The following is a 26,184-nucleotide window of genomic DNA, read 5'->3' as shown; positions in this document are numbered from 1 at the left end:
ACTACGTGTCCACGATTTGCGGGCAACCCCAGTCGCGACAGACAATGCCCTGCCTGAAGTTGCAGCTTCAGACAAGGCACCAGGTAACGACACAAAGGCGATCCAGCAAGATACACCCCATGCCGATTCCTCAACCGTAATGCCAAGCTCTACCGGTGTAAATGCACTCTGGCCTATCCCGGACAAGCTGTGGATCAACAAAAGCGGGGTGGTCCGCGTCATGGGACACGGCCTCTACGTCGGGCTGCGCTTTAAAAATCGAGCCATCTACAGCAGCGTAACCGATGACTATGCGGAATTTTTTACTGATCACGACGGTGAGAAACTATTTTCATTTCCGCTACCGATCCAACTGAATCAGCGTCCACCCGGCGGTCAAATCAACATAAACCACGTTGTCGGCATGTGGCACCGACAACCCCCAGAGCTAAAGCCCAACCTCTCTGGGCCACGGCCAAGCCGCCGGAAGAAGCCAAGCTAGCACCAGTACAAAAACTCCGTGGACTCCCCGTCCAAAAAGCGGGGAGACTCCGCGTCCACAAAGTCCCTAGACTCCGAGTCCAAAAAGTAGCTGGACTCCCAGTCCAAAAACCTCATGGACATAACACGGCGAACCTAGGCCGCAGGAAGCGCGACCACCGTCGCCGAGTCCGGCGCAACCTCGGTGTAGCCCGCGTCGCGAACAACCACAGCACCGGGGCGTGCGCAGGCAGCCTGGAACTCGGCCGTGGGCAGCTCGCGTACGGACAGCGGGAAACCACTCTCGGCCCAGTCCGCGACCCAGGCATAAGGCTGTGCCGCGGCGAGCAGCATAGAACCGTGGCCGACCTGGGCGGCGGCTTTGCCGGCGGTCATCGCAAGCCCCTCGTCGATGTAGATGACGGGCTCGCCCGGCGTTGCGGGCCCGGGCACATCGTGCTCGAGCTCGGTGTGGCCGATCTGCAGCTTGGAGATGAGCGGGTCCACGTCTACCACCGCCGAGGGCGCAAACGCGCGAGCACGGTCATCGACTGTGACGCCGGGCAGGTTCTGCACGTCGCGCCATGCCTTGTTGCGGGCGCGGCGGGCCACCTTGCGAATGCGATGGCCGTACCACGCCGCGAAGGCCTCGGCATAAGCGGTGTCGTCGCCGGCGCGCGGGTCAAGGCACGCAGCGACGACGGCACGTGCAGCGGCCTCGAGGACCTCCGTGCGTGTGGGCGTGTCCTGCTTGGGCAGGTTGAGCACAATCTGCATGGCCTGGATAGTCTCCGGACGGTCCGGATCCTCCGGGTCATCGCGCCAGGACCGGTCGTTGCAGGCCGCGGCGAGACGCGCATGCGCTACGGCGAGGCTCATTCGGCGTCCTCAGCCCGCACGACGTCATCAGACGGGATGCCGAGGATCTGCAGGATTTCGTCCATGTACGGGTGGTTGACCTGTGCGTCGGCCACCTCGCGCAAGGCCGGCTTAGCGTTAAACGCGATACCCAGTCCGGCGGCGGTAATCATGTCGATATCGTTTGCGCCATCGCCCACCGCAATGGTGCGCGACATGGAAATGCCCGCATCCGCAGCGAACTCGCGCAAAAAGTCTTCCTTCGCCTGGCGGTCGACCACCTTGCCAATGACGCGACCCGTGAGCTTGCCATCCTCGATCTCCAGGGTGTTAGCACGCACGTAGTCGAGATCGAGCTCCTTGGCCAGCCCCTCCAGCACCTGGATGAAGCCGCCCGAGACCACCGCCACGCGGTAGCCCAGGTTCTTCAGCGTGCGAATCGTCGTGCGCACGCCCGGGGTAAGCGTGAGCGACGCGGCAGTCTCGTCAATGACACTTGCCGGCAGACCCGCTAGCGTCGCGACGCGCTCACGCAGGGAATGCTCAAAATCAAGCTCGCCGCGCATGGCGCGCTCCGTGACCGCGGCAACCTCGGCCTCTTTACCGGCGTGGGCCGCGAGCATTTCGATGACCTCACCTGTGATCAACGTGGAGTCGCAGTCAAAGCAGATGAGACGACGCGAACGACGGGACAGGCCAGCGGACTCCACCGCGATGTCGATACCCAGCTGTGCCGAGAGTGCCGCCAGCGCTTTGCGCAGTGACTCCTCCTCGCCCGGCACCGTCACAGACAGGTCGAGAGCGGTGACGGGCTCCTGCGACAGGCCGCGAATACGATCGATGTTGACATTGAAGTTGGCCAGTTCCTGCGCAACAGAAGACAGGTGGGATGCCGTGAGGGGGCGCCCCATGACGACCACGGCGTGAGTGGAACGCGAGCGCGGCAGGGCATCGGAAAGCTCCGCAGAAATTTGCTGCTGGTAAATGCTCAAGGTATTGCGCAGCCCCTGCTCAATATCCTCGAGGCGGTTGGGGTTCAGGTCGACATAGGCAGACAATGAAATGCGGCCCGAGAACAGGGCCTGCTCGACGTCCACGAGCTCCACGTTGTAGGAGCCGAGAACGCGGAAGAAGGCGGCGGAGACGCCAGGCTTATCCGGGCCCGTGGTGGTAATCACAGCATTAGTCATGAATAAGATTATGAGCCTCTATAGGAAAAACGGCAAAAGCCGCCGCCCGTAACAGGCGGCGGCGAGAGCTTCAGGAGAGTACCGAATTAAACGGTGATGCCCTTACCGGACGGGTTCGTGCGTGCAGCGCCCTCGCGCGGGTCCGGCTTATGGCCAGCGTGTGCCTCGACGCGCATGCGCTTAACCATGTGCGGGTAGTGCAGCTCGAAGGCCGGGCGCTCCGAACGGATGCGCGGCAGGGAGACGAAGTTGTGGCGCGGCGGCGGGCAAGAGGTCGCCCACTCGAGGGAGTTGCCGTAGCCCCACGGGTCGTCGACGGTGACGATCTCGCCGTAGCGCCAGGACTTGAAGACGTTCCAGACACACGGGATAACAGAAGCACCGAGGACGAAGGAGAAGACGGTGGAGATCTGGTTGTAGACCGTGAAGCCGTCAGACTCGAGGTAGTCGGCGTAACGACGCGGCATACCCATGTTGCCGACCCAGTGCTGAACCAGGAAGGTGCCGTGGAAGCCGATGAAGGTCAGCCAGAAGTGAATCTTGCCCAGGCGCTCGTCCAGCATACGGCCGGTCATCTTCGGGAACCAGAAGTACAAACCACCGAAGGCGGAGAACACGACGGTACCGAACAGCGTGTAGTGGAAGTGCGCGATGAGGAAGTAAGACTCAGCGAGGTGGAAGTCCAGTGCCGGGGAAGCCAGCATAACGCCGGTCATACCACCGAAGAGGAACGTTGCCAGGAAGCCCATGGCCCAGATCATCGGGGTCTCCCAGGTGATGTGACCCTTCCACATGGTGCCGACCCAGTTGAAGAACTTCACGCCGGTCGGGACCGCGATAAGGAACGTCATGAAGGAGAAGAACGGCAGCAGGATGGCGCCCGTGACGAACATGTGGTGTGCCCACACAGCCATGGACAGGGAGCCAATCGCCAGGACGGCGAAGACAAGGCCGATGTAGCCGAAGACCGGCTTACGGGAGAAGACCGGGACGATCTCGGAGATAACGCCGAAGAACGGAAGGGCCAGGACGTAGACCTCCGGATGGCCGAAGAACCAGAAGAGGTGCTGCCAAAGGATGGCGCCGCCGTTAGCGGAGTCGTAGATGTGACCGCCAAGCTTGCGGTCGTAGAGGACGCCCAGGGCGGCGGCGGTCAGCAGCGGGAAGATCATCAGGGCGATAACAGACGCCGTGAAGATGGCCCAGGTGAAGACCGGCATACGGAACATGGTCATGCCCGGTGCGCGCATGGTCAAAATGGTGGTGACCATGTTGATAGCGGAAGCAATGGTACCGACACCGGTAGCACCGACGCCAACGATCCACATGTCAGCGCCAATGCCGGGGGTGTGGACGGAGTCTGCCAGCGGCATGTACATCGTCCAGCCGAAGTCAGCAGCGCCACCCGGGGTAGCGAAGCCGAGGAGCATGACGATGCCGCCGAGGAAGGTGATCCAGAAGCCGAAAGAGTTCAAACGCGGGAAAGCCACGTCCGGTGCGCCAATCTGCAGCGGCAGGACGTAGTTACCGAAGCCCCAGACAACCGGGGTAGCGAACAGCAGCAGCATGACGGTGCCGTGCATGGTGAACAGCTGGTTGAACTGCTCGTTAGAGAGGAACTGCAGACCCGGGCTGAACAGCTCGGCGCGGATGAGCAGTGCCATGAGGCCACCGAGGAAGAAGAAGCTGAAGGCCATGATCAAATACATGATGCCGAGCTGCTTGTGGTCGGTGGTGGTCAAAAACACCCAAGCCTTGGAACCGTTCTTGCCGTTTCCTTGAGGCTCCGGGCGGGTGGGCTGGACATAATTTTCCAGCCTTGGCGCCACAGCGGTCATAAAATCCTCCTGAATGTAAGACGCGTGGGACTGCAGTCGCGCGCGCCGTTGGTTTACAGGCGTTAATAATAGGCGAGCCGGCGGGCGTTTTTCCAGCCCTTCCCAATGTTGAACATTCCGCTCACCTGCACATGTGACACATGTGACTCACATTCCTGCAGGACGTGCGCCGTCCGTCGAAATAGTTCCATATTCGCCCAAGGTTTTTAAGTGGTGTACCCCACAGAAACACTGGGACGTGCCTGGGAAAAAGCTACGAACTGTACCCCCGGTAGGTATCAACCGATCGGTTGATCGCCCCTGAGGTCTCAGCGCCCCTCCCCATTGGACTACGGCCCAAGACACGACGAAAGCGCCGGCACCACACCGACGCTTTCCTTATATATAGGCCTGCTGCGCGCTCCCCCGCGGCGCGCTAGCCCTGAGATTAGAAGTCCCAGTCGTCATCCGTGGTGTCCTCGGCCTTGCCGATGACGTAGGACGAACCAGAGCCCGAGAAGAAGTCATGGTTCTCGTCCGCGTTCGGCGACAGCGAGGAGAGGATGGCCGGCGATACGCGCGTCTCATCCGCCGGGAAGAGGCCCTCATAGCCCAGGTTGTTGAGCGCCTTGTTCGCGTTGTAACGCAGGAAGCGCTTGACGTCCTCAGTCCAGCCCAGGTCGTCGTAAAGATCCTCGGTGTAGTCGATCTCGTTGTCGTAGAGATCGTAGAGAAGGTCGAAGGTGTAGGCCTTGAGCTCTTCCTGCTCGGCCTCGCCGAGCTTCTTCACGCCCTGCTGATACTTGTAGCCGATGTAGTAGCCGTGCACGGCCTCGTCGCGAATGATGAGGCGGATGATATCCGCCGTATTGGTCAGCTTCGCGCGCGAGGAGAAGTACATGGGCAGGTAGAAGCCGGAGTAGAAAAGGAAGGACTCGAGCAGCGTCGAGGCGACCTTCTTCTTCAGCGGATCCTCGCCCTCGTAGTACGACAGGACAATCTTCGCCTTCTTCTGCAGGTTTTCGTTCTCCTCAGACCAACGGAATGCGTCGTTGATCTCCGGCGTACTGGCCAGCGTCATAAAGATATTGGAGTACGACTTCGCGTGGACGGACTCCATGAACGCGATATTGGTATAGACGGCCTCCTCGTGAAGCGTCTGGGAATCCGGCAACAGCGAGATAGCGCCCACGGTGCCCTGGATGGTGTCAAGCAAGGTCAGGCCGGTAAACACACGCATGGTGGTTTCCTTTTCCTTGTCATTGAGTGTCTTCCAGGACGGGATGTCATTGGACACCGGAATCTTTTCTGGCAGCCAGAAGTTGCCGGTCAGGCGGTCCCAGACTTCCGCGTCCTTTTCATCCGGAACGGTGTTCCAGTTGATCGCCTTGATGGGCTTCTCATGGCTATTGACGTACGCCTCGTAATCCTGCGTCACTGCAGACTCCCCTTGCTCTGTCGGAAAAGGATGTGTGTAACTCGTGCAAGTCTACCCGTCCGCGCCCCCTCCAGCACAACCGCAGGTCACTGGGATCAGTTAAGATCTTTTATTCCTTGATCGATACCGTACATAACGTTGTGTACAGGTCATATTTCAAATTTGCTACATGGAATTTCGCTTAAAGTCTAGCCTTGATATGACTTACGATTTATCTTGATGATGGAAAGCCAAGGTCTAGTTTCCAAAAATCATATTATTCCCCTATCTTTCCCAAAGGAGCACACAATGACGACTTCAACCCACGCAGAGGCGGCAGTCCCCCTCTTGTCGCACGTTCTCGATGAGATCGGTGCAGAAATCGTCACCGGCGTGATCAAGACCGATCAACGCTTCACACTTCAGGACATTTCCGTGCGTTTCGGCATTTCACGCACCGTCGCGCGCGAGGCCATGCGCGCCCTCGAGCAAATGGGCTTGGTCATGTCCTCACGCCGAGTGGGACTTACCGTCCTCCCCATGACCGAATGGAACGTTTTCGACCAGCAAGTCATCAACTGGCGCTTAGCCGGCGAGAAGTCCCGCGGCCCGCAGCTGCACTCCCTCAACCAGGTGCGTCTGGCCATCGAGCCCATCGCCGCGCGTCTTGCCGCCAGCACGGCCAGCGAGGAGCAGCGTGGAGAGATCCTCGATCTGGCACTGCGCCTGCACGAGCTGGAGGTCTCCCCCAGCCACCGTGTCGGCGAGGAGCTGGCTATCGATCTCCGCTTCCACGCGTCCATCCTCTACGCCTCCGGCAATGAGATGTTCGCGGCCTTGGCGCCGTCTCTGCTGGCCATGCTCAAGGGCAAGTCCGTCTACGGTTCCCGCAAGCGTGACCCCATGTCCGGCACCGTGGATCTCCACATCGAGCTGGCAGAGGCCATCCGCGATGGCGAGGCCGCTCAGGCCGAGCGTCTCGCCCGCGAGATTCTGGATGAGACCAGCTCCACCAGCATCTAGCCACAGGCTCCAGGCAGGTTCGCGCTTGCCGATGCCCCCTACCCTCGGCACAGCGCCCCCTCACCGGCGAATGCCCCGTCGCTCCATTCAGTATGAACGGAGCGACGGGGCATTCCTCATATCGCGTGCTGCTTAGAGCATGCAGGACACGCAGCCTTCAACCTCGGTGCCCTCGAGTGCCATCTGACGCAGGCGGATGTAGTACAGGGACTTAATGCCCTTGCGCCATGCGTAAATCTGCGCCTTGTTGATGTCGCGGGTGGTCACGGTGTCCTTGAAGAAGAGCGTGAGAGACAGCGACTGGTCCACGTATTTCGTGGCCTCAGCGTAGGTGTCGATGATCTTCTCGTAGCCCACCTCGTAAGCATCCTGGAAGTACTCAAGGTTGTCGTTATCCATGTGCGGAGCCGGGTAATAGACACGGCCGATCTTGCCTTCCTTACGGATCTCGATCTTGGAGGCAATCGGGTGGATGGACGAGGTCGAGTTGTTGATGTAGGAAATCGAACCCGTCGGCGGGACAGCCTGGAGGTAGCGGTTGTAGAGGCCGTGCTCCATGACGTCTGCCTTAAGCTGCGCCCACTCGTCCGCGGTCGGGGTGTGGATCGAGGAAGCATCGAAAAGCTCCTGGACGCGCGGAGTGCGCGGCTTGAACCCCTCCGGATCAAAGTTGTCGAAGTACGCGCCAGAGGCGTACTCGGACTTCTCGAAGTCGGCGAAGCGCACGCCGCGTTCCTTCGCAATGGCGTTGGAGGCGCGCAGCGCGGCGTAAAGCACCGCCGCGAAGTAGGCGTTGGTGAAGTCCAAGCCTTCCTCCGAGCCGTAGTAGATGTGCTCGCGGCCCAGGTAGCCGTGCAGGTTCATCTGGCCCAAGCCAATGGCGTGCGCGTCATCGTTGCCCTTGCGGATGGACGGCACAGAGTTAATTGCCGTGCTATCCGAAACGGAGGTCAGTCCGCGCACGGCAGTCTCCACGGTCTTGGCGAAGTCCGGGGAATCCATGGTCATCGCGATATTGAGCGAGCCCAGGTTGCACGAGATATCGGAGCCCAACTTCTCGTAAGAGAGATCGTCATTGAACTCGGAGGGCTCGTTGATCTGCATGATCTCGGAGCAGAGGTTTGACATATTGATCCAGCCGGTCTTTACCGGGGTCGCACGGTTCACGGTGTCCTCGAACATGATGTACGGGTAGCCGGACTCAAACTGGATCTCCGCGATGGTCTGGAAGAAGTGGCGCGCGTTGATCTTCTTCTTGTGGATGCGCGGATCCTCGACCATCTCGGCGTAGTGCTCGGTAATGGAGATATCGCCGAAGGCCTTGCCGTAGACGCGCTCCACGTCGTACGGGCTAAACAGGTACATATCGTCGTTCTTGCGGGCCAGCTCGAACGTGATATCCGGGATGACGACGCCGAGCGAGAGGGTCTTAATACGGATCTTCTCGTCCGCGTTCTCGCGCTTGGTGTCGAGGAAGCTCAGGATGTCCGGGTGGTGGGCGTTGAGGTACACCGCGCCGGCGCCCTGGCGAGCACCGAGCTGGTTGGCGTAGGAGAAGGAATCCTCGAGCAGCTTCATGACCGGGATGACACCGGAGGACTGGTTCTCGATATGCTTGATGGGCGCGCCGGACTCGCGGATATTCGACAGGAGCAGAGCCACGCCGCCGCCGCGCTTGGACAGCTGCAGAGCGGAGTTGATGGAGCGACCGATGGATTCCATGTTGTCCTCAATACGCAGGAGGAAGCAGGACACGAGCTCGCCGCGCTGCGCCTTACCTGCATTGAGGAAGGTCGGGGTGGCCGGCTGGAAGCGGCCGGTCATGATTTCATCCACGAGGTTCTCAGCGAGAGCCGTATCACCATCAGCGAGGAAGAGCGCCGTCATGGACACACGATCCTCGAAGCGCTCGAGGTAACGGCGGCCATCGAAGGTCTTCAGCGTGTAGGACGTGTAGTACTTGAACGCACCGAGGAAGGACTGGAAGCGGAACTTGTACGAGTACGCACGCTTGAACAGCGACTTGATGAAGGCGAAGTCATAGGCGTCGATGACGGCCTTGTCGTAGTAGTTGTTCGTGATGAGGTAGTCGATCTTCTCTTCCAGATCGTGGAAGTAGACCGTGTTCTGGTTGACGTGCTGAAGGAAGTACTGGTTTGCCGCCTCACGGTCCTTGTCGAACTGGATGCGACCGTTCTCGTCATAGAGGTTAAGAAGCGCGTTGAGCGCGTGGTAATCGAGTTGCTGCTCCTGGGTGACCGGTTCCGGAACGGTCTTTCCTACAAGATTCGACACGTATGAGCCCTTCCTAAAATTCGTGGGGTATAACGACTGCGTACGCCCACTTTAGTTTTGCTTGGCCACGGCCGCAGGGCACGTGGTCACAGCACTGAACTGATAAACCCCCGGCAGGCGCAGACGGCGCCTGGCCGAGGGATGGAAATATGAAGTTTTACGCCGCCTCGAGGCCCAGATCCTGGGCCGCTCCCAGGAGACCCTCGCGGCACAGACGAACATCCTCGTCCGTACCCAGGAGCTCGAAGCGATAGACATAGGGAACCTTGCACTTGGCAGCGATAACATCGCCCGCCTTGCCAAAGTCTGCACCGAAGTTCGAGTTTCCGCCGGCAATCACCGCGCGGATAAGCGAACGGTTGTGTTCGTCATTAAGGAAACGAATGACCTGTGGCGGCACAGGACGCGAGTTCTGGTGCGAGATGCTCGCGCCGCCACCATAGGTGGGACACACCAGCACATACGGCTCATCAACGATGAGCGGCTCTTCCGACTTGCGGAGGGGAATGCGGGCGCTGGGCAGACCAAGTTTGTCTACGAAGCGGCGCGTATTTTCCGTGGCGGAGGAGTAGTACACGACCAACATGGTGCGACCTTCTTTGTTTGTGCGGTATGAAACGGTGCCGCGCGGCTCACGTGGAGACCACGCTGCCGGAGCTAGCCAGAACTAGGCAGCAGCCTTCGCCAGGGACTTGATGCGGTCCGGACGGAAGCCAGACCAGTGCTCACCGTCGACCTCGACGACCGGTGCGGCGACGTAGCCGAGAGCCATGATGTAGTCACGAGCCTCGTCATCCATGGAGACATCGATGATGTTGTACTCAAGACCTGCGCGGTCGAGAGCCTTCTTCGTAGCGTTGCACTGGACGCAAGCGGGCTTGGTGTAAACGGTGATAGACATAGCGGCGATTCCCTTAAGATAAAGCTGAGTTTCTCGGTCGTTGAAGGCGTGTGCGATTGCGTCGCAGCGGGCCCATTCCCTCCTTCCCCGGAGGACTGCTGACCGCCACAAGCGAGCGCCTTAGCTCGACCGCTTCAACATGAATGACACTATACTTTGTGGCCATATGCCGCAACCGATACTAGATATAGTAGTTACAGGGGTGGAATTCCCAGCTGGGCACTGCCCCCAGCCCTACATGTTGGTAGCCGCTTCACACCCACGAAGTTACACACATGGAATTCCCCAGACTTATCCACAACCCGCCCCTGGGAAATTCACAGGGCGCGTGAGCAACGTCACATTTTTTGTGCAACCGCCATCCCCCTGCCGGACGTTCCCCGATAGCCTGTGGCGTCGCTCAACGCCGCCGAACTCGTGCCATCGCCCCTTCTCCCCTGCCTTCGCGTTAGGCGCACACTGCCAGGCCCCTCGCGGCCAGAACGGCCCGCACGACAGCCCGCACTCCCACGGGGATGACTACGCCCCGGAGCCACAACCCAGCCGACCCTAGCGTGACCCTCACACTCCGTCGATTCGACTTTCGTCCATTTCCCCAGCCACCCCAAGGCTAAGACAAAACGCACTGCGCCCCGCGGCCACAAAACCGTGGCGCGGGGCGCAGTGAAAGATGTGCAGTTCTTAGCCCTGGCGAGCCTTGAAGCGCGGATCCTTCTTGTTGATCACGAAGACCTTGCCGTGACGGCGCACAACCTGAGCGCCCGGCTTGTTCTTCAGCGACCGAAGCGACTTGCGGACCTTCATCGGGCGCTCCTTTCGTTATGCGCTATAAATAAACAGCGGGTGAATAATATAGCATGACACATACGCGTCATGACACGAGGTGAAATGTTACCCCACGCCCTACCCATACACCAAAACGCTTAGTCTTCGGAGTAGCGACGCCGCAGGGTGCGGCCCACCTCTTCAAGACTGCGGCCCATCGTTTCCGGTACGAGCGCACGCGTATAACCCATGGCCACGATGCCCAGCACACCGAGGATTGCGAAGGCTATGGGACCGGTGAGCCACTCGACCAGCGGCAGAAAGAACTGTGCCACGACCCAGTTCGCGGCCCAGAGGGTCAGCCCCGCGATACCCATGCCCAGCCCGCGCACGCGCAGCGGCACGAGCTCAGAGATAAGCAGCCAGGTCGTGGGTGAGACGGCGGCCTGCTGCGAGGCGATGAAGACCGCCATGAAGATGAGCGAGACCCCGGCCATGGTCGTGGAGTCCTCCGCAAAGGAATAGACCACGGCGAGGATAAAGAGGGACACGGCGTTACCCGCGAGGCCAATGAGAAGAAGGCGCCGGCGGCCAATCCGGTCGACGACGTGGAGTCCGGCCCAGCACGCAACGACGGAGACGGCACCGATGAGCATGGAGGTGTAGACAGAGTTCTGTGTCGAGATGCCCACGTGGTTCATCATCGTCGGGGCGAAGTACACGATGGCGTTAACCCCGGTGATCTGTTGAGTCAGCCCCATGAGCATGGCCAGACCTACCGAGACGCGCATCCAGCGACTGCTGAGGAGCTCGCGTAGCTGCGTGCCGACAGACGGGGCGGCGTCATCCGTATCCATGTCAGGAACAGGCATATTGGTTCGGCACGCCACGCGTGCGGCGGTGCGGCTGTGGCCGTGCTGCGTGAGCCACGTGGGAGTCTCCGGCAGGAAGGCCATGCCCACGGCGAGCAGGGTGCCAGGAACGGCAGCAAGCCCCAGCATGAGACGCCAGTTGCCGCCGCTAGCCAGGGCGGAGTTCACGAGATAGGCGGCAAGCTGTCCCACCACGATCATGAGAGTATTGAGCGAGACCATGCGTCCGCGCACGCGAGCGGGGACCATCTCCGCGATATACATGGGCGACACGATGGACACGGTGCCGACGGCGACGCCGAGGAAGGCGCGGGCGCAGGCAAGCCCCGTTATGGATTCCGACAGGGCACACCACACCGAGCCCAGGACGAAGACTATGCCGCCGAGGATGAGGGTGATGCGACGGCCGAGGAGGTCTGCGACGCGGCCGGCCACGAGCGCGCCCAGGGCCGCGCCGATAAGCAGCGTGGAGGTCACCAGCCCCTCCCCGTGGGCAGTCATGCCAAACTCCGGCGCAATAAAAAGGAGGGCCCCAGACATGACGCCTGTGTCATAGCCGAAGAGTACTCCGCCGAGCGCGGCTATGCCCGCGACAAGGCGAATGTAAGTGCGTTCATTCACGAGCAGCTATTGTTCCAGCCCACTACGATGGGCTGCATGTCTACTACCACCGGAAATCTCCAGTCCACCATCATAAAAGCGCTGGGTGTTAAGCCCTTTATCGATCCAGACCGAGAGATTGAGACCCGCGTCACCTACCTCGTGGACTACCTGCGCACGACCGGCGCGAAGGGCTTTGTCCTTGGCATTTCCGGCGGCCAGGATTCCACTCTCGCCGGCAAGCTCGCCCAGCTGGCGTGCGACCGCGTCGACGGCGCGGAGTTCTACGCCGTGCGCCTGCCCCACGGCGTACAGGCAGACGAGGAGGACGCGCAGGTGGCGTTGCGATTTATTGAGCCGGATCACTCCCTCACGGTCAATATCAAGGACGCAACGGCGGCGCTTGATGACGCAGTCGCGCAACAGCTAGGCAAGGTCGGCCTTGGCGACTTCAACCGTGGCAACGTGAAGGCTCGTCTCCGTATGACGGCGCAGTACGCGCTCGCCGGCGAGGTGGGCGCGCTCGTGCTCGGAACGGATCACGCCGCAGAAAATGTCACCGGATTCTTCACCAAGTGGGGCGACGGCGCAGCGGATCTGCTACCGCTCGAGGGACTCAACAAGCGCCAGGGTGCAGCGCTCCTCCAGGCCCTCGGCGCGCCGGACTCCACGTGGGAGAAGATCCCCACAGCCGACCTCGAGGAGGACAAGCCGCAGCTGCCGGACGAGCAGGCGCTCGGCGTGACCTATACCGATATCGATGATTTCCTGGAAGGCAAGGAGGTCTCCCCCGCTGCGCAGGAGCGCATCGAGGAGCTGTGGCGCCGCGGCGCGCACAAGCGCCGCATGCCGGGCGGTCCGGTCACTAACTAGTCGGACGCTCCGCCGCGGGCGGCGCTAGCGCAAAAGCTCGAGCGTCGCATGCGCCGCGCGCGTCAGTGGCTGGGCGTAGGCGGGTCCATGTGTCTGCGCGTGCACTGCGAGCGGGTGGAGCTGGTGGAGCGGGAGCTGCTCCCAGATATCCTCCGGTGCGCCATAGCCGCCAAAGATCTCGTCGAGCAAGGGGGCATCGAACAGCGCGAGCATGCCCAAGTCGGTGTAGGGGTGGCCACCGTGCGCGGCGGGGTCAATCATGACGCCGCGCACTCCCCCGCCCGGAGCCGGGGTGAAGATGAGGTTGCCGGACCACAAGTCGCCGTGGAGGCGCGCGGGGGCGACGTCCCAGTCACGGGCAGCGATGGCGTCGCAGGCGCGCTCCACGAGGGCGAGGGCCGGCGCGGCGAGGTTTCCCACCCGTGCGGCGGCGCGGGCGAAGGGGCGCACGCGTTGCTCCGCGTAAAACTCACCCCAGTTATCCGTCGGCTCACAAGGCTGCTCGATGCTGCCAATGTACGTACGTCCGGCCCAGCCCGCGGGAGGGGCGCCGAAGGCGGGCGCACCGGCTTGGTGGAGGCGCCGGAGTGCCGCACCGAACTCGTGCGCCGCGCGCGGAGTGGCCCGCGCCACGGCGAGCCTTTCGATAGTGAGCTCCGTCCCGCCGACGCTGAGGACGGGCACGACGGAGCCCGGGACGGCATCGGCAAGCCAGGCCAATCCCGCGGCCTCATAGCCAGCCTGGGCGGGCACCTGGGCGCGCTTGATAAAGACGTCGTCGCGGTTGCTCATACCTTTAAGAGTACAAAAGCCGCCACGCGAGTGCGTGGCGGCTTTCATGTGACGTGGAGCTAACGGGATTCGAACCCGTGACCCCCACACTGCCAGTGTGGTGCGCTACCAGCTGCGCCATAGCCCCTTGGGTGGTATGAAATTATATAAGTGGAGCTAACGGGATTCGAACCCGTGACCCCCACACTGCCAGTGTGGTGCGCTACCAGCTGCGCCATAGCCCCTCATACGAGGTGCGAACTACCGGAGAAATCTCCACTAGTTGCAACTCGCATTAATGTACACGCGGTGCCCGCAGGCTTCCAAATCGCCTGCACGCGGGCACCGCCTGCGCGGTCTTAAGCCTTGAGATCCTTGGCCTTTTCGACCCAGGTGGTGATGTCCTCGTTGTCGCCAATGAGGTCCTTGCCGTCGTGGATGATGCGCGGGGACGAGACCTGACCGGTCTCCTCCTTCAGCTTCATGGCGTTGGCCGCGGCGATGTCGCCACCGTCAGCCTTGAGGTCGGCGTCCTTGATGGCGTCAACAGTGGCATCATCCGCGCCGAACTGCTTGGCGGCGTCGGCGAAGTCCTTCATCTCCCACTTGTTGTACACGACCTGCTGGTCGACCATGAGCGTGTTACGCAGGTTCCAGTAGGCGGCAGCGTTGCCGGACTTGGCGAGCTCGATGGTCGCGGCGACGCCCTTGGTGGAGTGGCCGGTAGCACCGGCGAGGGTGGCCTCGTCGAGGGAGCCTGAGACGTCGAGGAAGTTGAGCGGACGGATAGCCACGTTGAGGGAGCCATCCTCGATGGCGGTCTTCATGTCGCCATCAGTGGCGACAGCCAGATCAGCGCAGTGCGGGCACGCGAAGTCCTCGTAGAGCTCGACCGTCGGGGTGTCCTTTGTGGCCTTCTCCGAGGACAGGGTGATGGCGCCGTCGGCGTACTCGACGGTCATGTTCACGCCCTGCTGCTCGCGCTCGGCCAGGCCGGCCGTCTTGGCGCCCTGGCCGTTCCACACGATGTAGCCGATGACGGCGGCAACGATAACGAGCAGGGCAACGATGGCCCAGATAAAGCCCGAGGAGCCCTTGGCGTTCGGGTCAGTGACTTTGGTACTCACGAATTTTCCTTTTTAGTTGGGTCTGATGACGACGAGGTCGTTGCAAACGCCTGTCAGGGTACTATGAATGGCCACGTTTGTGCAGGTTGTGTAACGCACAGCACGTGGCCAGATGAGAGATTATGCGTGGATAGCCCACTTCTTAAACGGGCGGTAGATCGTCCACACCGTGAGGAATATAAAGATGAAGTCACGGGCAATGGAGGTCGCGAAGTGCGCCGCCGTGGGAGTGGAGCTGGGCTGCACGCCGAAGCATCCGCACTCGATATTGAGACCGCGCGCCCACGCCTGCCCCATGCCAATGATGAAGAGGATGAGCACGACGGTTGCGACCTTCGACGACTGCTTGAGGAAGATGCCCAGCAGCAACAGAACGCCGCCGGCAATCTCCAGAGGGCCGATGATGGTCGCAAGATATCCCGAAAACTCCGGGGTGAAAATCTTGTAGGCGGTGATCGACTGGCTCGTGTCCATGTACGCGTTGATCTTATGGAGTCCAGCCGTGATCCACACGAACGCCATATAAAAGCGGGCCACGAAGCTGATGATGTCTAACACCAGCGTCTTATTTAACTTAGATTTCACCCTGCTCACTTTACGCCTAAACTCCTAAAACTTGGGAAACCACAGCTTGTGCCTCCTCTTGAACCCGCGCGAGGTGATTGTCCCCAAGGAAGGACTCCGCGTAGATCTTGTACTTATCTTCAGTACCAGACGGGCGCGCAGCAAACCATGCGTTCTCCGTCACAACCTTGAGCCCACCGATGGCGGCACCGTTGCCAGGGGCCTCCGTGAGCTTGGCGGTAATCGGCTCGCCGGCGAGTTCGCTCGCCGTGACCTGCTCGGGGCTCAGGGACTTGAGCACGGCCTTCTGCTCGCGGTTCGCGGGGGCATCGGTACGCGCGTAGGCGGGCGCACCAAACTCGGCGGCCAATTCAGCGTAGCGCTGGGAGGGCGTCTTTCCGGTCACAGCGATGATTTCAGCGGCCAGCAGGTCGAGGATGAGGCCGTCCTTATCCGTGGACCACACGGAACCATCGAAGCGAAGGAAGGACGCGCCAGCGGACTCCTCGCCACCAAAGCCAATCTCGCCAGAGATAAGGCCGTCCACGAACCACTTGAAGCCCACGGGGACCTCAACGAGGCGGCGGCCGTGGGATTCGACCACGCGGTCGATCATGGAGGAGGAGACGAGCGTCTTGCCGATTCCGACGTTTTCGTCCCAGCCCGGGCGGTGCTGGAGCAGGTAGTCGATGGCGACAGCGAGGTAGTGGTTGGGGTTCATCAGTCCCGCGTCCGGGGTGACGATGCCGTGGCGGTCCGAGTCTGCGTCATTACCCGTCGCAATGTCGTACTTGTCGCGGTTCGCCACGAGCGAGGCCATGGCGTTGGGCGAGGAGCAGTCCATGCGGATCTTGCCGTCCGTGTCGAGCGTCATGAAGCGGAAGGTGCCGTCCACCTCGGGGTTGACGACCTCGAGGTTAATCCCGTACTCATCCGCGATGGCCTGCCAGTAATCTACGGAGGCACCGCCCATGGGGTCCGCGCCGATGTGCACGCCGGCCTTCTTAATGGCCTCCATGTCGACCACATTCTTGAGATCGGCGACGTACTCGGCACGGAAGTCATGTGCGTGAGCGCGCTCATCGAGGACGCCGGACACCGAGGTGCGCTGCACGCCCTCGAGCTCGGCGCGCAGGTAGTCGTTCGCGCGGCCCGCAATCCAATCGGTAGCCTCGGCGCCGGCAGGGCCACCGTTGGTCGGGTTGTACTTGAATCCGCCATCGCGCGGCGGGTTGTGGGACGGGGTGATGACAATACCGTCGGAGCCCGGATGGGTAAGGATGGCGTGGCTCACGGCCGGGGTAGGCGTGTAGCGGCCGGCGGAATCCACCATGACCTCGACGCCGTTGGCAAGCAGCACCTCAAGCGCGGAGACCATGGCCGGCTCGGAGAGCGCGTGCGTGTCACGGCCGATAAACAGCGGTCCAGTAACGCGCTCCTGCGTGCGGTAGTCGACGATGGCCTGGGTAATCGCCAGGATGTGGTCCTCGTTGAAGGCATGGTCGAGCGAGGAGCCGCGGTGGCCAGAGGTGCCAAACACGACTTCCTGGCCGGCGACCGTCACATCGGGGTGCAGCGAGTAGTAGGCGGTGACGACAGACGCGATGTCAATAAGATCAGAAGGCTGAGCCGGCTGCCCGGCACGCTCGTGGGCCATGAGTGAGGACTCCTTGTAATGGGAAAGACGAAATAAGTTGTCTCCTCCATCTTCCCCCGTCGCGCTGGACATTGCAGGTAAAATCTACCCCCGTTTAAGGGTCAGGCCGCCAAACGACAACGCGACTACCTGTCCACCGGTAGTTTCTTTGCCATGGATTCGCTGCACACTCTCTTCGACACCATCGGCGGCGTCGTCTGGGGCCCCTTCGTCCTTATCCCACTATTGCTGGGTACGGGCCTGTGGCTCACCATTCGACTGGGCGGCATTCAGTTCCGCACCCTGGGCCGCGCGATGCGCCATGCCTTCATCGACGGAAGTTCCGACTCAGACTCGACCGAAGGCGACATTTCTAACTACCAGGCTCTCACCACGGCGCTCGCCGCGACCGTGGGTGTGGGCAACATCGTGGGTGTGGCCACGGCCATCTCCATCGGTGGCCCTGGCGCCCTGTTCTGGATCTGGGTCACGGGCTTAGTCGGCATGGCTTCCAAGTACACGGAGGCGTACCTCGGCGTGCGTTTCCGTACCACGGACGCCAAGGGCGAGCAGGCCGGTGGCCCGCAGTGGTACTTGAAGCGTGGTATCCCCGGCACGCTGGGCAAGGTGCTGGCTTTCCTCTTCGCCATCTTCGCGGTCTTCGCCTCCTTCGGCATTGGCAACCTCACCCAGGCCAACGCCGTGGCCACCAACATGGAGTCCGCCTTCGGCATCTCCCCCACCGCGACGGGCGTGTTCATGTTCGTCGCTCTGGGCGCGGTGTTACTCGGCGGCATCCAGGCCATCGGCAAGATCACCTCCGCCTTCGTTCCACTGATGATCCTGCTCTACATCCTGGGCGGCATCACCGTGCTCATCATTGACGCAGCTCAGATCCCGGCCGCGTTGGGTCTCATCTTCACTGACGCCTTCACCGGAACCTCCGCCGTGGGCGGCTTTACCGGCGCTGCCATCATCCAGGTCATCCAGTTCGGTGTCGCCCGCGGTATCTTCTCCAACGAGTCCGGTATGGGTTCTGCCGCCATCGCCGCGGCGGCCGCAAAGACGCCGCACCCGGCGCGCCAAGGCCTGGTCTCCATGACGCAGACCTTCATCGACACCATCATCGTCGTCACCATCACCGGCCTCGTCATCGTCGTCTCCGGCGTGTGGGACCAGGGCCGCGAGCATGCGGGCACCATGACGGCTGACGCCTTCGCCGCGGCACTGCCGGGCACGTGGGGTGGCACGATCGTCTCCATCTCGATCATCTTCTTCGCGTTCTCCACCATCCTGGGTTGGTCCTACTACGGCGAGCGCTCCCTCGAGTCGCTCTTTGGCCGTGTCGTGACTATCCCCTACCGCATGTTCTTTACCGTCGTCGTCTTCTTCGGCGCCGTCACGGAGATTGACGTCGTCTGGTCCTTCTCCGACTTGGCCAACGGCCTCATGGCGCTGCCGAACCTCGTGGGCTTGCTCATCCTCTCGGGTCTCGTTGCTCGCGAGACGCGCGCCTACCTCAAGTTCGACCCGAAGCTCTCCAAACCGGTCGAGGAGGTCCAGGAGTTCGTTCGCTCCCAGCACATGGACTGGAAGTAGTAGACTCCGCTGCATGCGTGAAGCAGCACTCGTCGGGTCCGGCGCCGCCCTCGGCGCCGTGGCCCGTTTTCTCTTGTCCGCCCTCCTCCCCGGCGCCGCCATCCTCCTCGCCATCAACATCGTGGGCTCGGCGCTCATGGGCTACTTCAAGCCTGCACCGTTTTGGGGCACGGGCGTGCTGGGCGGATTCACGTCATTTGCGACGTTCGCGTTCCTCACCGGCGAGATGAGCCCGGCACGTGCCGCCGCGTATGTCACGGCCACGCTCGTGGGCTGCGTGGGCGCCTATCTGCTGGGAAGCAGGGCGCGCGCATGATTGTCAGCATCCTCGCCGTCGCCGCCGGCGGCTTCCTCGGCGGCGCGGGCCGCTACGGCCTTACCCGCGTGCTCCCCTCCCCCGTGTGCACCTTCGTGGCCAATATGCTCGGTGCCCTCGCCTTGGGGCTCACCGTCGGCTTCTTCCGCGAGCACGCCTGGCTTGCCGATGCCGCCTCCTCCCCCGCCTATGCCTTCCTCGCCGTCGGCTTCGCCGGAGGCCTCTCAACCTGGTCGACGCTCGCACGTGAGCTCGGCGACATGCTCGCATCCAAGCAGTACCGGAAGCTCCTCACCTACGCGTTCTTCACGCTCGCCGTGGGACTCGTGACCGCCTGGCGCGGCACCATCTGGGCCACGCGCATTGTGCAAGGCTGGTAATTACTTCCAGTCGACGGTGACTTCGTAGTCACCCGCGCCGGCCGCGCCCAGCGTGGCCTTGACCTGCGAGACGAGCAGATCCTCGGCACGCTTCTCCGCACGGTCGAGCAGGCCAGCCTTAACGGCCTCTTTCTGTCCGTCGTCTTCGCGGCCCTTCATGAACTCGGAGACGTCGCGCACCTGCACCTGGTTGAACGGATTGATGGACTGGTCGTACTGCTCGACGCTGCTCTGATCAATAGTCGAAGAGAGTACCTCCACCTTCGGCGCCGTGACCGTCACGGTCTGCTTGTCCTCATCGAGGTCGAATTCCACTGCCTCCATGTCCTTGATGCCCGCCTTCACCTCGCCGCGGTACGTCACGATGAAAGACTTTTCCGTCCACGGCACATCGACGCCGAGGACGTGCATCTTCTCTCCGTCGTACGTGCCAATCGAGCTGTAGCTGTAATCCTCGACCGCGAACTCCGCGACCTCTTCAAAGGAGGACTTGAGCGTCTCGCCCGTCACCTGGGCGCGCCCTGCGCGGTCCATGACGATAAACGCCACGAGTCCTGCCACGGCGAGGGCAAGGATGATGACGGCGGCCCAGGCGCGACGGCGCACCGGAGAATACGTTGACATAAGAAAGCCTTCGTTTCAGGGAATAGAGAAAGCGCCCTACCCCTCGACTGGGGACAGGGCGCTTCATTTTACACCGCTGTATGAGGTTGAAAAAACCCTCGGCGCGGTTGCTACCCGGAACGTTTCCTGCGGCGCTGCTTCTGCGGGCCTTCTATGCTGCTCTATTCTGCGATGGCGTCGAGCGGCGGCGTCTTCGCCGCACGGGCCGCCGGCCACAGCGCGGCGAGAACGCCCACAAGGCCGGAGCCCACGAGCATGAGCGCAATCATGCCCCACGGAATGGTCATCGCGTCAAGCCCCTGGCTGGCGAGCACCTTGAGGAAGGCCCAGCCGAGGCCCAGGCCGATGACCACACCGCTCAGCGCACCGTAGAACGCGATCTGGACAGCTTCGAGGATGATCATCGTGCGAATCTGGCCGCGCTGCGATCCCACAGCGCGCAGCATGCCAATCTCTTGGCGGCGCTCGATAACTCCCAGCGTGAGCGTGTTGACGATGCCCAGGATGGCGATGATGACCGCAAGCGCCAACAGTCCGTACAGGATGGAGAGCATCTGGTCGATCATCGTCGCCGCCTGGCCCGCGTAATCCTCACCGGACATGACCTGCACGACGACCAGGTCCTTGACAGACTCCTCAAGGTCGCTGCGTAACGTCTCCAGGGCTTCCGGCGACTGATCCTCGCCGCGCACGCCCACGACGTTGACGGTGCGAGCCTCTGCCGGCACCGCCTCGGAGACGACGACCATATTCTGCACGATCTGGCTCTTATCGAAGGTGCCCTTGAGCTCGACCTGTCCGATTTCCTTGGCCGGCTTGCCCGCCACTGCAGCCGCCGGGTCTGCCTCCGCGAGCGGGTACGACTCGCCGACCTTCCAACCGTTCTTCTGCGCGAAGTCCGTGGACGCGATGAAGCCATCGCCCTCGAAGTCCGCCGTGCCCTCGGCCATCTCAAATTTGATCATGTCCGCGGGCTTGCCGTCGAGCATCATCGACTGCGTGTACTGCGGGCCGTAGTTAAGCGAGGCCTGGCCATCAACGGTGACCGGTGCGACGGAGAGCGAAATGACCTCCTCGACACCGGGGGTATCGGCAGCACGCTGGCCTGTCTCCGTCGGCGTGGGGAAGTTTCCAGACTGCGGCCCGGAGAGCAGGTAGTCCGCCGTAATGTTATTTTCAACTGTGTCCGAGACCGAGGACTTCATCGTCGCGCCGAGCATGCCAATCGCCGTGACGAGCGCGACGCCGAGCATGAGCGCGAACGCCGTGGCCGCCGTGCGACGCGGGTTACGCTTCGAGTTCGTCGCCGCAAGACGGCCCACAGCGCCACACGGCGCGCCCACAACGCGGCCCAGCGGCGGGACGATAAACAGCGAGATCGCCGGCGAAGCAAGGAAGAAGCCCACGATGATCGCGAGCGCGGCGCCGCCGATGAGGCTCGCACGCACGCCCGTTCCAGCATCCGATGCCATGCCCCACGCGGCCAGCGCGACGCCGATGAGGATGAGCGGCACGCCGATCCAGGTGCGCACGGTGAGCGGCTGGCTCGTGGACGCCTCGGAGGAACGCATGGCCTCCACCGGCTGCACCGCGCCCGCACGCTGCGCCGGCGCCCACGCAGAGACGACCGTGACGATGGTGCCCAGGATGATAGGCACGATAATCGCGCTCGCGGACAGACCCAGCGAGGAGCCCATCACCATGCCCTGCGCATTCATCACGGCCTTGATAATCGCCACGAGCCCCATGCCCGCGACGACACCCACCGCGGAGCCGATAAGGCCCACGATGACGGATTCAAAGATGACAGAGCGCGTGACCTGACCGCGCGAGGCGCCCAGCGCGCGCAGCAGCGCGAACTCCTTCGTGCGCTGTGCGACGATCATCGAGAACGTATTCGCGATGATAAACGTACCCACGAGCAACGCGATGAGACCGAACGCGATGAGAAAGTAGTTGATGAACTTCAGGGCAGAAGCCATCGTCTCCGTGGCTTCTTCCGCGAGCTTCGCACCTGACTCTGCACTCATACCCAGGTCCTGTGGGCCGCCCTCGCCATATTCGACGTTAATGTGCTCGACAAGCTGGTCCGCCGTCGTGCCCTCGGCTGCGGCCACGGCGAGCGTCGACGCGTTGCCGTAGACCTCCGTGAACGCGTCCGCGGCCATCATGAGCGTGAGCGACGAACCCGTGGCGCCTCCCTTGCCTTCCGGCGTGACGAGACCCGCGACCTTCACTTCGTCGCGGTGATCCGGGTGCACGACGAGCAGCTCGTCGCCGACCGCAATGCCATACTTCTCTGCGGCATCGCTAGTGACAACGGCCTCGCCCTTGCCCTGCGGCTCGGCGCCCTCGGTCACCTCGTATGCCTGGCCCACGACCTTTTCGGCCGGGTAATACGGCACGAGCGAGGACGTCCCACCGCCCGTCTGGAAGGCGACGGCATCCGAGTTCGCTACGACGACCGTCTGATTCGACTTGAGATTGACGCGCTCTATGTGCGAATCCTTCTCCAGCGTCTCGATCGTCTTCCCGTCGAAGCCCTCGCCGTTGACCGCCGCGTCCACATCGTCGTACGTCGACGACACCGCCTCATCGAACGTATCCGAGAGCGTATTGGTGAACATGAACGAACCCGCGATAAACGCCGTGCCGAGCACGACCGCGAGCAGGGTGAGAGCCAGGCGCAGCTTATGCGCCAGGATGTTGCGCAACGAGACCGTGCGCATGGTGTTTTTTCTAGCCATAGAGAATCTAACCCTCGATTTCCGCCATCACGGCGTGGATGGCTTCCATGGTCGGATTCTGGATTTCGTTGACCAACCGGCCGTCCGCCAAGAAGATGACGCGATCCGCGTAGCTCGCCGCCTTCGCGTCGTGCGTAACGATGACGACGGTCTGGTTATCCTCGTCCACCGCGTGGCGCAGGATGGAGAGCACCTCCGCCGAGGAGTTCGAGTCCAGGTTGCCCGTCGGCTCATCGCCAAAGATGATCTCCGGACGCGAGACGAGAGCACGCGCACACGCGACGCGCTGCTGCTGTCCACCGGAGAGCTCCGCCGGGCGGTGCGTGAGGCGCTCCGCCAAACCCAGGCGCGTGGTCACCTCATCAAACCAGGCCTTGTCGATGTCCTTGCCCGCGATATCCGTGGGCAGCGTGATGTTCTCCGCCGCCGTGAGCGTGGGCACGAGGTTGAAAGACTGAAAGATAAAGCCCAGACGGTCGCGGCGCAGCGCCGTAATCTGCTTGTCGTTCAAGTGGGACATATCCGTCTCACCAATAAACGCCGAGCCGCTCGTCGCTGCGTCCAAGCCCGCCATGGTGTGCATGAGCGTCGACTTACCGGAGCCAGACGGCCCCATGATCGCGGTGAACTGGTTGCGCGCAAACTCGACGTTGACGTGGTTAAGCGCCGTCACGGCAGTCTCACCGTCGCCGTACTGCTTGAAAAGCTCCACAGCACGGGCTGCTGCTTCGGTCATGCGGGATACTCCTCTAGTTTTAGGTTCTAGTGCTCGTACTACTCTACTGATTCCCACCGCAGGCCTCGCCGCTACAATAAGATCCACCCTAAATTCGTGTGCTTTTAAGGAGAACTACGGCCCGTGCCTCGCTCACCGCTCGCCGCCTATGACGCGGCCGCCGCACGCGCCTCCGCGCAGGTCATCGCCTCCTACTCCACGAGTTTCTCCCTCGCCGCGCACCTCCTGCGTGGCCGCGTGCGCACCGATATCCGCAATCTCTACGCCGTGGTCCGCATTGCCGATGAGCTTGTCGATGCCGCCGGCTCCCAAGCCGGCCTTTCTCCCACCGAGCTCGCCGCCGCCCTCGACGCCTACGAGGCCGCCGTCCTCGCCGCCCCCAGCCAGCGCTTCCACACGGACCCCGTCCTCCACGCCTACGCCGCCACCGCCCGCCACTGCGACTTCGACCCCGCGCATATCCGCGCCTTCTTCGCCTCCATGCGCCGCGATCTCACGCAGACCAGCTACACCCCCGCGGACTTTGACTCCTACATCTATGGCTCCGCCGAGGTCATCGGTCTTCTCTGCCTCGACTGCTTCCTCGCCGACCACCCCGCCGCCCCCAGCCGCCGCCCGGCCCTCGAGGACGGCGCCCGCCGTCTCGGTGCCGCTTTCCAGAAGGTCAACTTCCTGCGCGATCTCGCCGCAGACACGACCACCCTCGGCCGCACCTATTTCCCCATGCTTGCGGACCGCCCCCTCAACGACGCTGCGAAAGACGACATCATCGCCGATATCCGTGCGGACCTTACTGCCGCCCGCGCCGTCATCCCGGAGCTTCCCGCCTCCGCACGCCTGGGCGTTACTGCCGCGACCGACTTCTTTTCCCAGCTCACCGACAAGCTCGCCGACACGCCCGCAGACGCCATCGCCACGACCCGGGTGCGCGTCTCCGCCCCGCGCAAGGCAGCCCTCCTCGTTCGTTCTTTAAGGAGCCTTCGTGTCTGACCACGCTGACCACGTCATCGTTATTGGCGCCGGTGTAGCCGGCCTTGCCACCGCTGCCCTTCTCGTACGCGACGGCAAGCGCGTCACCGTCATCGACCAGAACGAGACCGTGGGCGGCCGCGCCGGTTCCTTTGAGACAGACGGCTTCCGCTGGGACACCGGCCCGTCGTGGTACCTCATGCCCGAGGCCTATGACCACTTCTTCGACCTCTGTGGCGCGCCCCGCCCGCAGCTGCGCGACATCCATCCCGCCTACCGCGTCCTCTCTTCCTCCGAAGCCCTCGACGTCCACCCCGGCATAGACCATGTCGCAGGCCTCTTCGAGTCCATCGAGCCCGGTGCCGGCGACCGCATTCGTGCCTACCTCGCCCAGGCTTCTGAAATCTACGATATTGCGCTGGCTCACTTCCTCTACACGACGTTTTCTGACCCGCGCACGCTGCTCGTCCCCGACGTCCTTTCGCGACTTGGAGTCCTCGCGCGCCTGCTCTCCCAGTCCCTCGCGCGCCACGCCGCGGGTTCTTTCCACGACCCGCGCTTACTCCAAATTCTCACCTACCCCGCTGTCTTCCTCTCCTCCGAGCCTGCCGCCGCGCCGGCGCTCTACGCGCTCATGAGCCACACCGACTTGGTCCAAGGACCCAAGTACCCGGTGGGTGGCTTCAACGGCCTCGTGCAAGCCATCGCGGACGCCGCCTCGGGCGCCAAGTTTCTCCTTGGCGAGCCCGTCACCGAGATTACGCACTCGGGCCGCCGCGCCACCGGCGTAATGCTCGCCGGCCGCCACATTGCCGCCGATGCCGTCGTCTCCGCCGCGGACCTCCACCACACCGAGACCGCGCTCCTGCCACCCGCATTGCGTACCTACACTTCCTCGTACTTTGCGCGCCGCGACCCCGGACTCGGCACCGTGCTCATCCTCCTCGGCGTGCGCGGTTCTTTACCTGAACTCGCACATCACACGCTGCTGTTCAGCGAGGACTGGGACCCCGACTTCCGCGCGGTCTACCACGGTCCGGAACCCACGCGTCCCCTCGACGCGTCCCACTCCATTTACGTCTCCAAGCCCTCCGCCTCGGACGACACCGTCGCTCCCGCCGGACACGAGAACCTCTTCGTTCTCGTGCCCGTGCCTGCCGATGCCACCCTCGGCCACGGCGATGCCTACCTCCCCCAGGCCAGCACCCGCGTCGACGCCATTGCGGACGCCGCCATCGAACAGATAGCGAGCTGGGCGCAAATCCCTGACCTCGCGGACCGCGTCGTCTCCCGCCACACGCTCGGCCCCGCCGACTTCACGGAACGCTACAACGCGTGGCACGGCGGCGCCATAGGCCCCGCCCACACCCTGCCCCAGTCCGCCTTCTTCCGCGGGAAAAACGTGTCCTCGAAGCTCGAGAATCTCTATTACGCCGGTGCGACCACCGTCCCCGGCGTGGGCGTGCCGATGTGCCTCATCTCCGCCGAGAACGTCCTCAAGCGCATGCACGGCGACACCACCGCGACCCCGCTCTCCCCTGAGTTCTTCCGTCGATAGACACGCTGCGAGACACCCCACGGCAGCAGTATGTCTGCGCCGCCTAATGGTCACGCCCGCTACGTGCGTTGAAGTGTGAATGAGTCG

23 protein-coding genes, 2 tRNA genes and 1 pseudogene are annotated in these 26,184 nt (G+C 62.5%); 8 read left to right on the top strand and 18 right to left on the bottom strand.

The annotated features are described in order from the left end of the window. Window positions 1-481 (top strand): annotated as a pseudogene (locus HMPREF2559_RS12340) (transposase); the annotation flags it as partial. 134 nt (window positions 482-615) lie between these two features. On the opposite strand, the gene HMPREF2559_RS04285 reads toward HMPREF2559_RS12340, so the two are convergent. The 4 genes from HMPREF2559_RS04285 to nrdF form a co-directional block, all read right to left on the bottom strand. Next, window positions 616-1,338 carry a peptidyl-tRNA hydrolase gene (locus HMPREF2559_RS04285; protein WP_070539649.1) on the bottom strand — a complete coding sequence of 241 codons (723 nt, stop codon included), beginning with the start codon at window positions 1,336-1,338 and terminating at the stop codon, window positions 616-618. Continuing rightward, window positions 1,335-2,507 (bottom strand): phosphoserine phosphatase SerB, encoded by a 1,173-nt coding sequence (gene serB / locus HMPREF2559_RS04280; protein ID WP_066511742.1) that lies wholly within the window; start codon window positions 2,505-2,507, stop codon window positions 1,335-1,337. Before serB ends, HMPREF2559_RS04285 begins: the two co-directional genes overlap by 4 nt. A gap of 86 nt (window positions 2,508-2,593) precedes the next feature. Further along, window positions 2,594-4,345: an aa3-type cytochrome oxidase subunit I gene (gene ctaD / locus HMPREF2559_RS04275; protein ID WP_066491481.1), complete on the bottom strand. Its 1,752-nt coding sequence runs from the start codon at window positions 4,343-4,345 to the stop codon at window positions 2,594-2,596. Window positions 4,346-4,772: 427 nt separating this feature from the next. Further along, entirely contained in the window at window positions 4,773-5,762 is a 990-nt protein-coding gene (nrdF, locus tag HMPREF2559_RS04270) for a class 1b ribonucleoside-diphosphate reductase subunit beta (RefSeq protein ID WP_066491475.1), read from the bottom strand. Window positions 5,763-6,050: 288 nt separating this feature from the next. Here nrdF and HMPREF2559_RS04265 point away from each other — a divergent pair, with 288 nt between their 5' ends. Next, the gene (locus HMPREF2559_RS04265; protein ID WP_066491470.1) at window positions 6,051-6,764 is read left to right on the top strand and encodes a FadR/GntR family transcriptional regulator; all 714 of its coding nucleotides are present in this window, start codon (window positions 6,051-6,053) and stop codon (window positions 6,762-6,764) included. 132 nt (window positions 6,765-6,896) lie between these two features. On the opposite strand, the gene nrdE is transcribed toward HMPREF2559_RS04265, so the two are convergent. The 5 genes from nrdE to HMPREF2559_RS04240 form a co-directional block, all read right to left on the bottom strand. Continuing rightward, entirely contained in the window at window positions 6,897-9,059 is a 2,163-nt protein-coding gene (gene nrdE, locus HMPREF2559_RS04260) for a class 1b ribonucleoside-diphosphate reductase subunit alpha (protein ID WP_066491466.1), read from the bottom strand. Window positions 9,060-9,216: 157 nt separating this feature from the next. Continuing rightward, complete coding sequence (gene nrdI, locus HMPREF2559_RS04255; RefSeq protein WP_066491463.1) at window positions 9,217-9,645, bottom strand: class Ib ribonucleoside-diphosphate reductase assembly flavoprotein NrdI; 429 nt, start codon at window positions 9,643-9,645, stop codon at window positions 9,217-9,219. Between the two features lie 81 nt (window positions 9,646-9,726). Beyond that, a complete protein-coding gene (nrdH, locus tag HMPREF2559_RS04250; RefSeq protein ID WP_066491460.1) occupies window positions 9,727-9,960 on the bottom strand; it encodes a glutaredoxin-like protein NrdH in 234 nt (77 codons plus the stop codon). A 681-nt stretch (window positions 9,961-10,641) separates the two neighbouring features. Then, window positions 10,642-10,764 carry a type B 50S ribosomal protein L36 gene (gene ykgO / locus HMPREF2559_RS04245; protein ID WP_012732041.1) on the bottom strand — a complete coding sequence of 41 codons (123 nt, stop codon included), beginning with the start codon at window positions 10,762-10,764 and terminating at the stop codon, window positions 10,642-10,644. 119 nt (window positions 10,765-10,883) lie between these two features. Next, entirely contained in the window at window positions 10,884-12,218 is a 1,335-nt protein-coding gene (locus HMPREF2559_RS04240; RefSeq protein ID WP_066491458.1) for a sugar porter family MFS transporter, read from the bottom strand. Window positions 12,219-12,245: 27 nt separating this feature from the next. On the opposite strand from HMPREF2559_RS04240, the gene nadE reads away from it, so the two are divergent. Continuing rightward, window positions 12,246-13,070, top strand: a complete 825-nt coding sequence (gene nadE, locus HMPREF2559_RS04235) for an ammonia-dependent NAD(+) synthetase (RefSeq protein ID WP_066491933.1) — start codon at window positions 12,246-12,248, stop codon at window positions 13,068-13,070. Between the two features lie 24 nt (window positions 13,071-13,094). Here the strand turns inward: nadE and HMPREF2559_RS04230 are convergent, their stop codons facing one another. The 6 genes from HMPREF2559_RS04230 to pgm all read right to left on the bottom strand — a co-directional run bounded on the left by HMPREF2559_RS04230 (window position 13,095) and on the right by pgm (window position 17,189). Further along, complete coding sequence (locus HMPREF2559_RS04230; RefSeq protein WP_070539647.1) at window positions 13,095-13,862, bottom strand: fructosamine kinase family protein; 768 nt, start codon at window positions 13,860-13,862, stop codon at window positions 13,095-13,097. A gap of 54 nt (window positions 13,863-13,916) precedes the next feature. Continuing rightward, window positions 13,917-13,989: transfer RNA gene (locus tag HMPREF2559_RS04225), tRNA-Ala, on the bottom strand. A 24-nt stretch (window positions 13,990-14,013) separates the two neighbouring features. Further along, a tRNA-Ala gene (locus HMPREF2559_RS04220) sits at window positions 14,014-14,086 on the bottom strand. Window positions 14,087-14,200: 114 nt separating this feature from the next. Beyond that, a complete protein-coding gene (locus HMPREF2559_RS04215) occupies window positions 14,201-14,968 on the bottom strand; it encodes a DsbA family protein (RefSeq protein ID WP_066491455.1) in 768 nt (255 codons plus the stop codon). A gap of 120 nt (window positions 14,969-15,088) precedes the next feature. Beyond that, window positions 15,089-15,553, bottom strand: a complete 465-nt coding sequence (locus HMPREF2559_RS04210; protein ID WP_082723291.1) for a DoxX family protein — start codon at window positions 15,551-15,553, stop codon at window positions 15,089-15,091. Between the two features lie 16 nt (window positions 15,554-15,569). Next, window positions 15,570-17,189 carry a phosphoglucomutase (alpha-D-glucose-1,6-bisphosphate-dependent) gene (gene pgm, locus HMPREF2559_RS04205; protein WP_066491454.1) on the bottom strand — a complete coding sequence of 540 codons (1,620 nt, stop codon included), beginning with the start codon at window positions 17,187-17,189 and terminating at the stop codon, window positions 15,570-15,572. 153 nt (window positions 17,190-17,342) lie between these two features. On the opposite strand from pgm, the gene HMPREF2559_RS04200 reads away from it, so the two are divergent. The 3 genes from HMPREF2559_RS04200 to HMPREF2559_RS04190 are packed head-to-tail and all read left to right on the top strand — an operon-like array spanning window position 17,343 to window position 19,463. Further along, complete coding sequence (locus HMPREF2559_RS04200) at window positions 17,343-18,767, top strand: alanine/glycine:cation symporter family protein (protein WP_066513076.1); 1,425 nt, start codon at window positions 17,343-17,345, stop codon at window positions 18,765-18,767. A 13-nt stretch (window positions 18,768-18,780) separates the two neighbouring features. Further along, window positions 18,781-19,083, top strand: coding sequence for a fluoride efflux transporter family protein (locus tag HMPREF2559_RS04195; RefSeq protein ID WP_066491451.1), 303 nt, complete (start codon window positions 18,781-18,783; stop codon window positions 19,081-19,083). Beyond that, entirely contained in the window at window positions 19,080-19,463 is a 384-nt protein-coding gene (locus tag HMPREF2559_RS04190; protein ID WP_066491449.1) for a fluoride efflux transporter FluC, read from the top strand. The genes HMPREF2559_RS04195 and HMPREF2559_RS04190 overlap by 4 nt, the downstream gene beginning before the upstream one ends. Here HMPREF2559_RS04190 and HMPREF2559_RS04185 read toward each other — a convergent pair whose 3' ends face one another. From HMPREF2559_RS04185 to HMPREF2559_RS04175, 3 genes are all read right to left on the bottom strand, one after another. Further along, a complete protein-coding gene (locus HMPREF2559_RS04185; RefSeq protein ID WP_066491446.1) occupies window positions 19,464-20,087 on the bottom strand; it encodes a DUF4230 domain-containing protein in 624 nt (207 codons plus the stop codon). Window positions 20,088-20,248: 161 nt separating this feature from the next. Next, window positions 20,249-22,834 carry an ABC transporter permease gene (locus tag HMPREF2559_RS04180; RefSeq protein WP_066513077.1) on the bottom strand — a complete coding sequence of 862 codons (2,586 nt, stop codon included), beginning with the start codon at window positions 22,832-22,834 and terminating at the stop codon, window positions 20,249-20,251. A gap of 7 nt (window positions 22,835-22,841) precedes the next feature. Continuing rightward, window positions 22,842-23,570: an ABC transporter ATP-binding protein gene (locus tag HMPREF2559_RS04175; RefSeq protein WP_066513078.1), complete on the bottom strand. Its 729-nt coding sequence runs from the start codon at window positions 23,568-23,570 to the stop codon at window positions 22,842-22,844. A gap of 123 nt (window positions 23,571-23,693) precedes the next feature. Between HMPREF2559_RS04175 and HMPREF2559_RS04170 the strand changes: the two genes are divergently transcribed. Both HMPREF2559_RS04170 and crtI read left to right on the top strand, forming a co-directional pair. Then, window positions 23,694-24,560, top strand: coding sequence for a phytoene/squalene synthase family protein (locus HMPREF2559_RS04170; protein WP_070539645.1), 867 nt, complete (start codon window positions 23,694-23,696; stop codon window positions 24,558-24,560). Then, entirely contained in the window at window positions 24,553-26,097 is a 1,545-nt protein-coding gene (gene crtI, locus HMPREF2559_RS04165) for a phytoene desaturase family protein (RefSeq protein ID WP_070539643.1), read from the top strand. Before HMPREF2559_RS04170 ends, crtI begins: the two co-directional genes overlap by 8 nt. Window positions 26,098-26,184: the final 87 nt, after the last annotated feature.

It is taken from the genome of Corynebacterium sp. HMSC072G08, assembly GCF_001809185.1.
GTDB classification, from domain to species: Bacteria; Actinomycetota; Actinomycetes; order Mycobacteriales; family Mycobacteriaceae; genus Corynebacterium; species Corynebacterium phoceense.
This window is presented reverse-complemented; position numbering and strand designations above follow the sequence as displayed.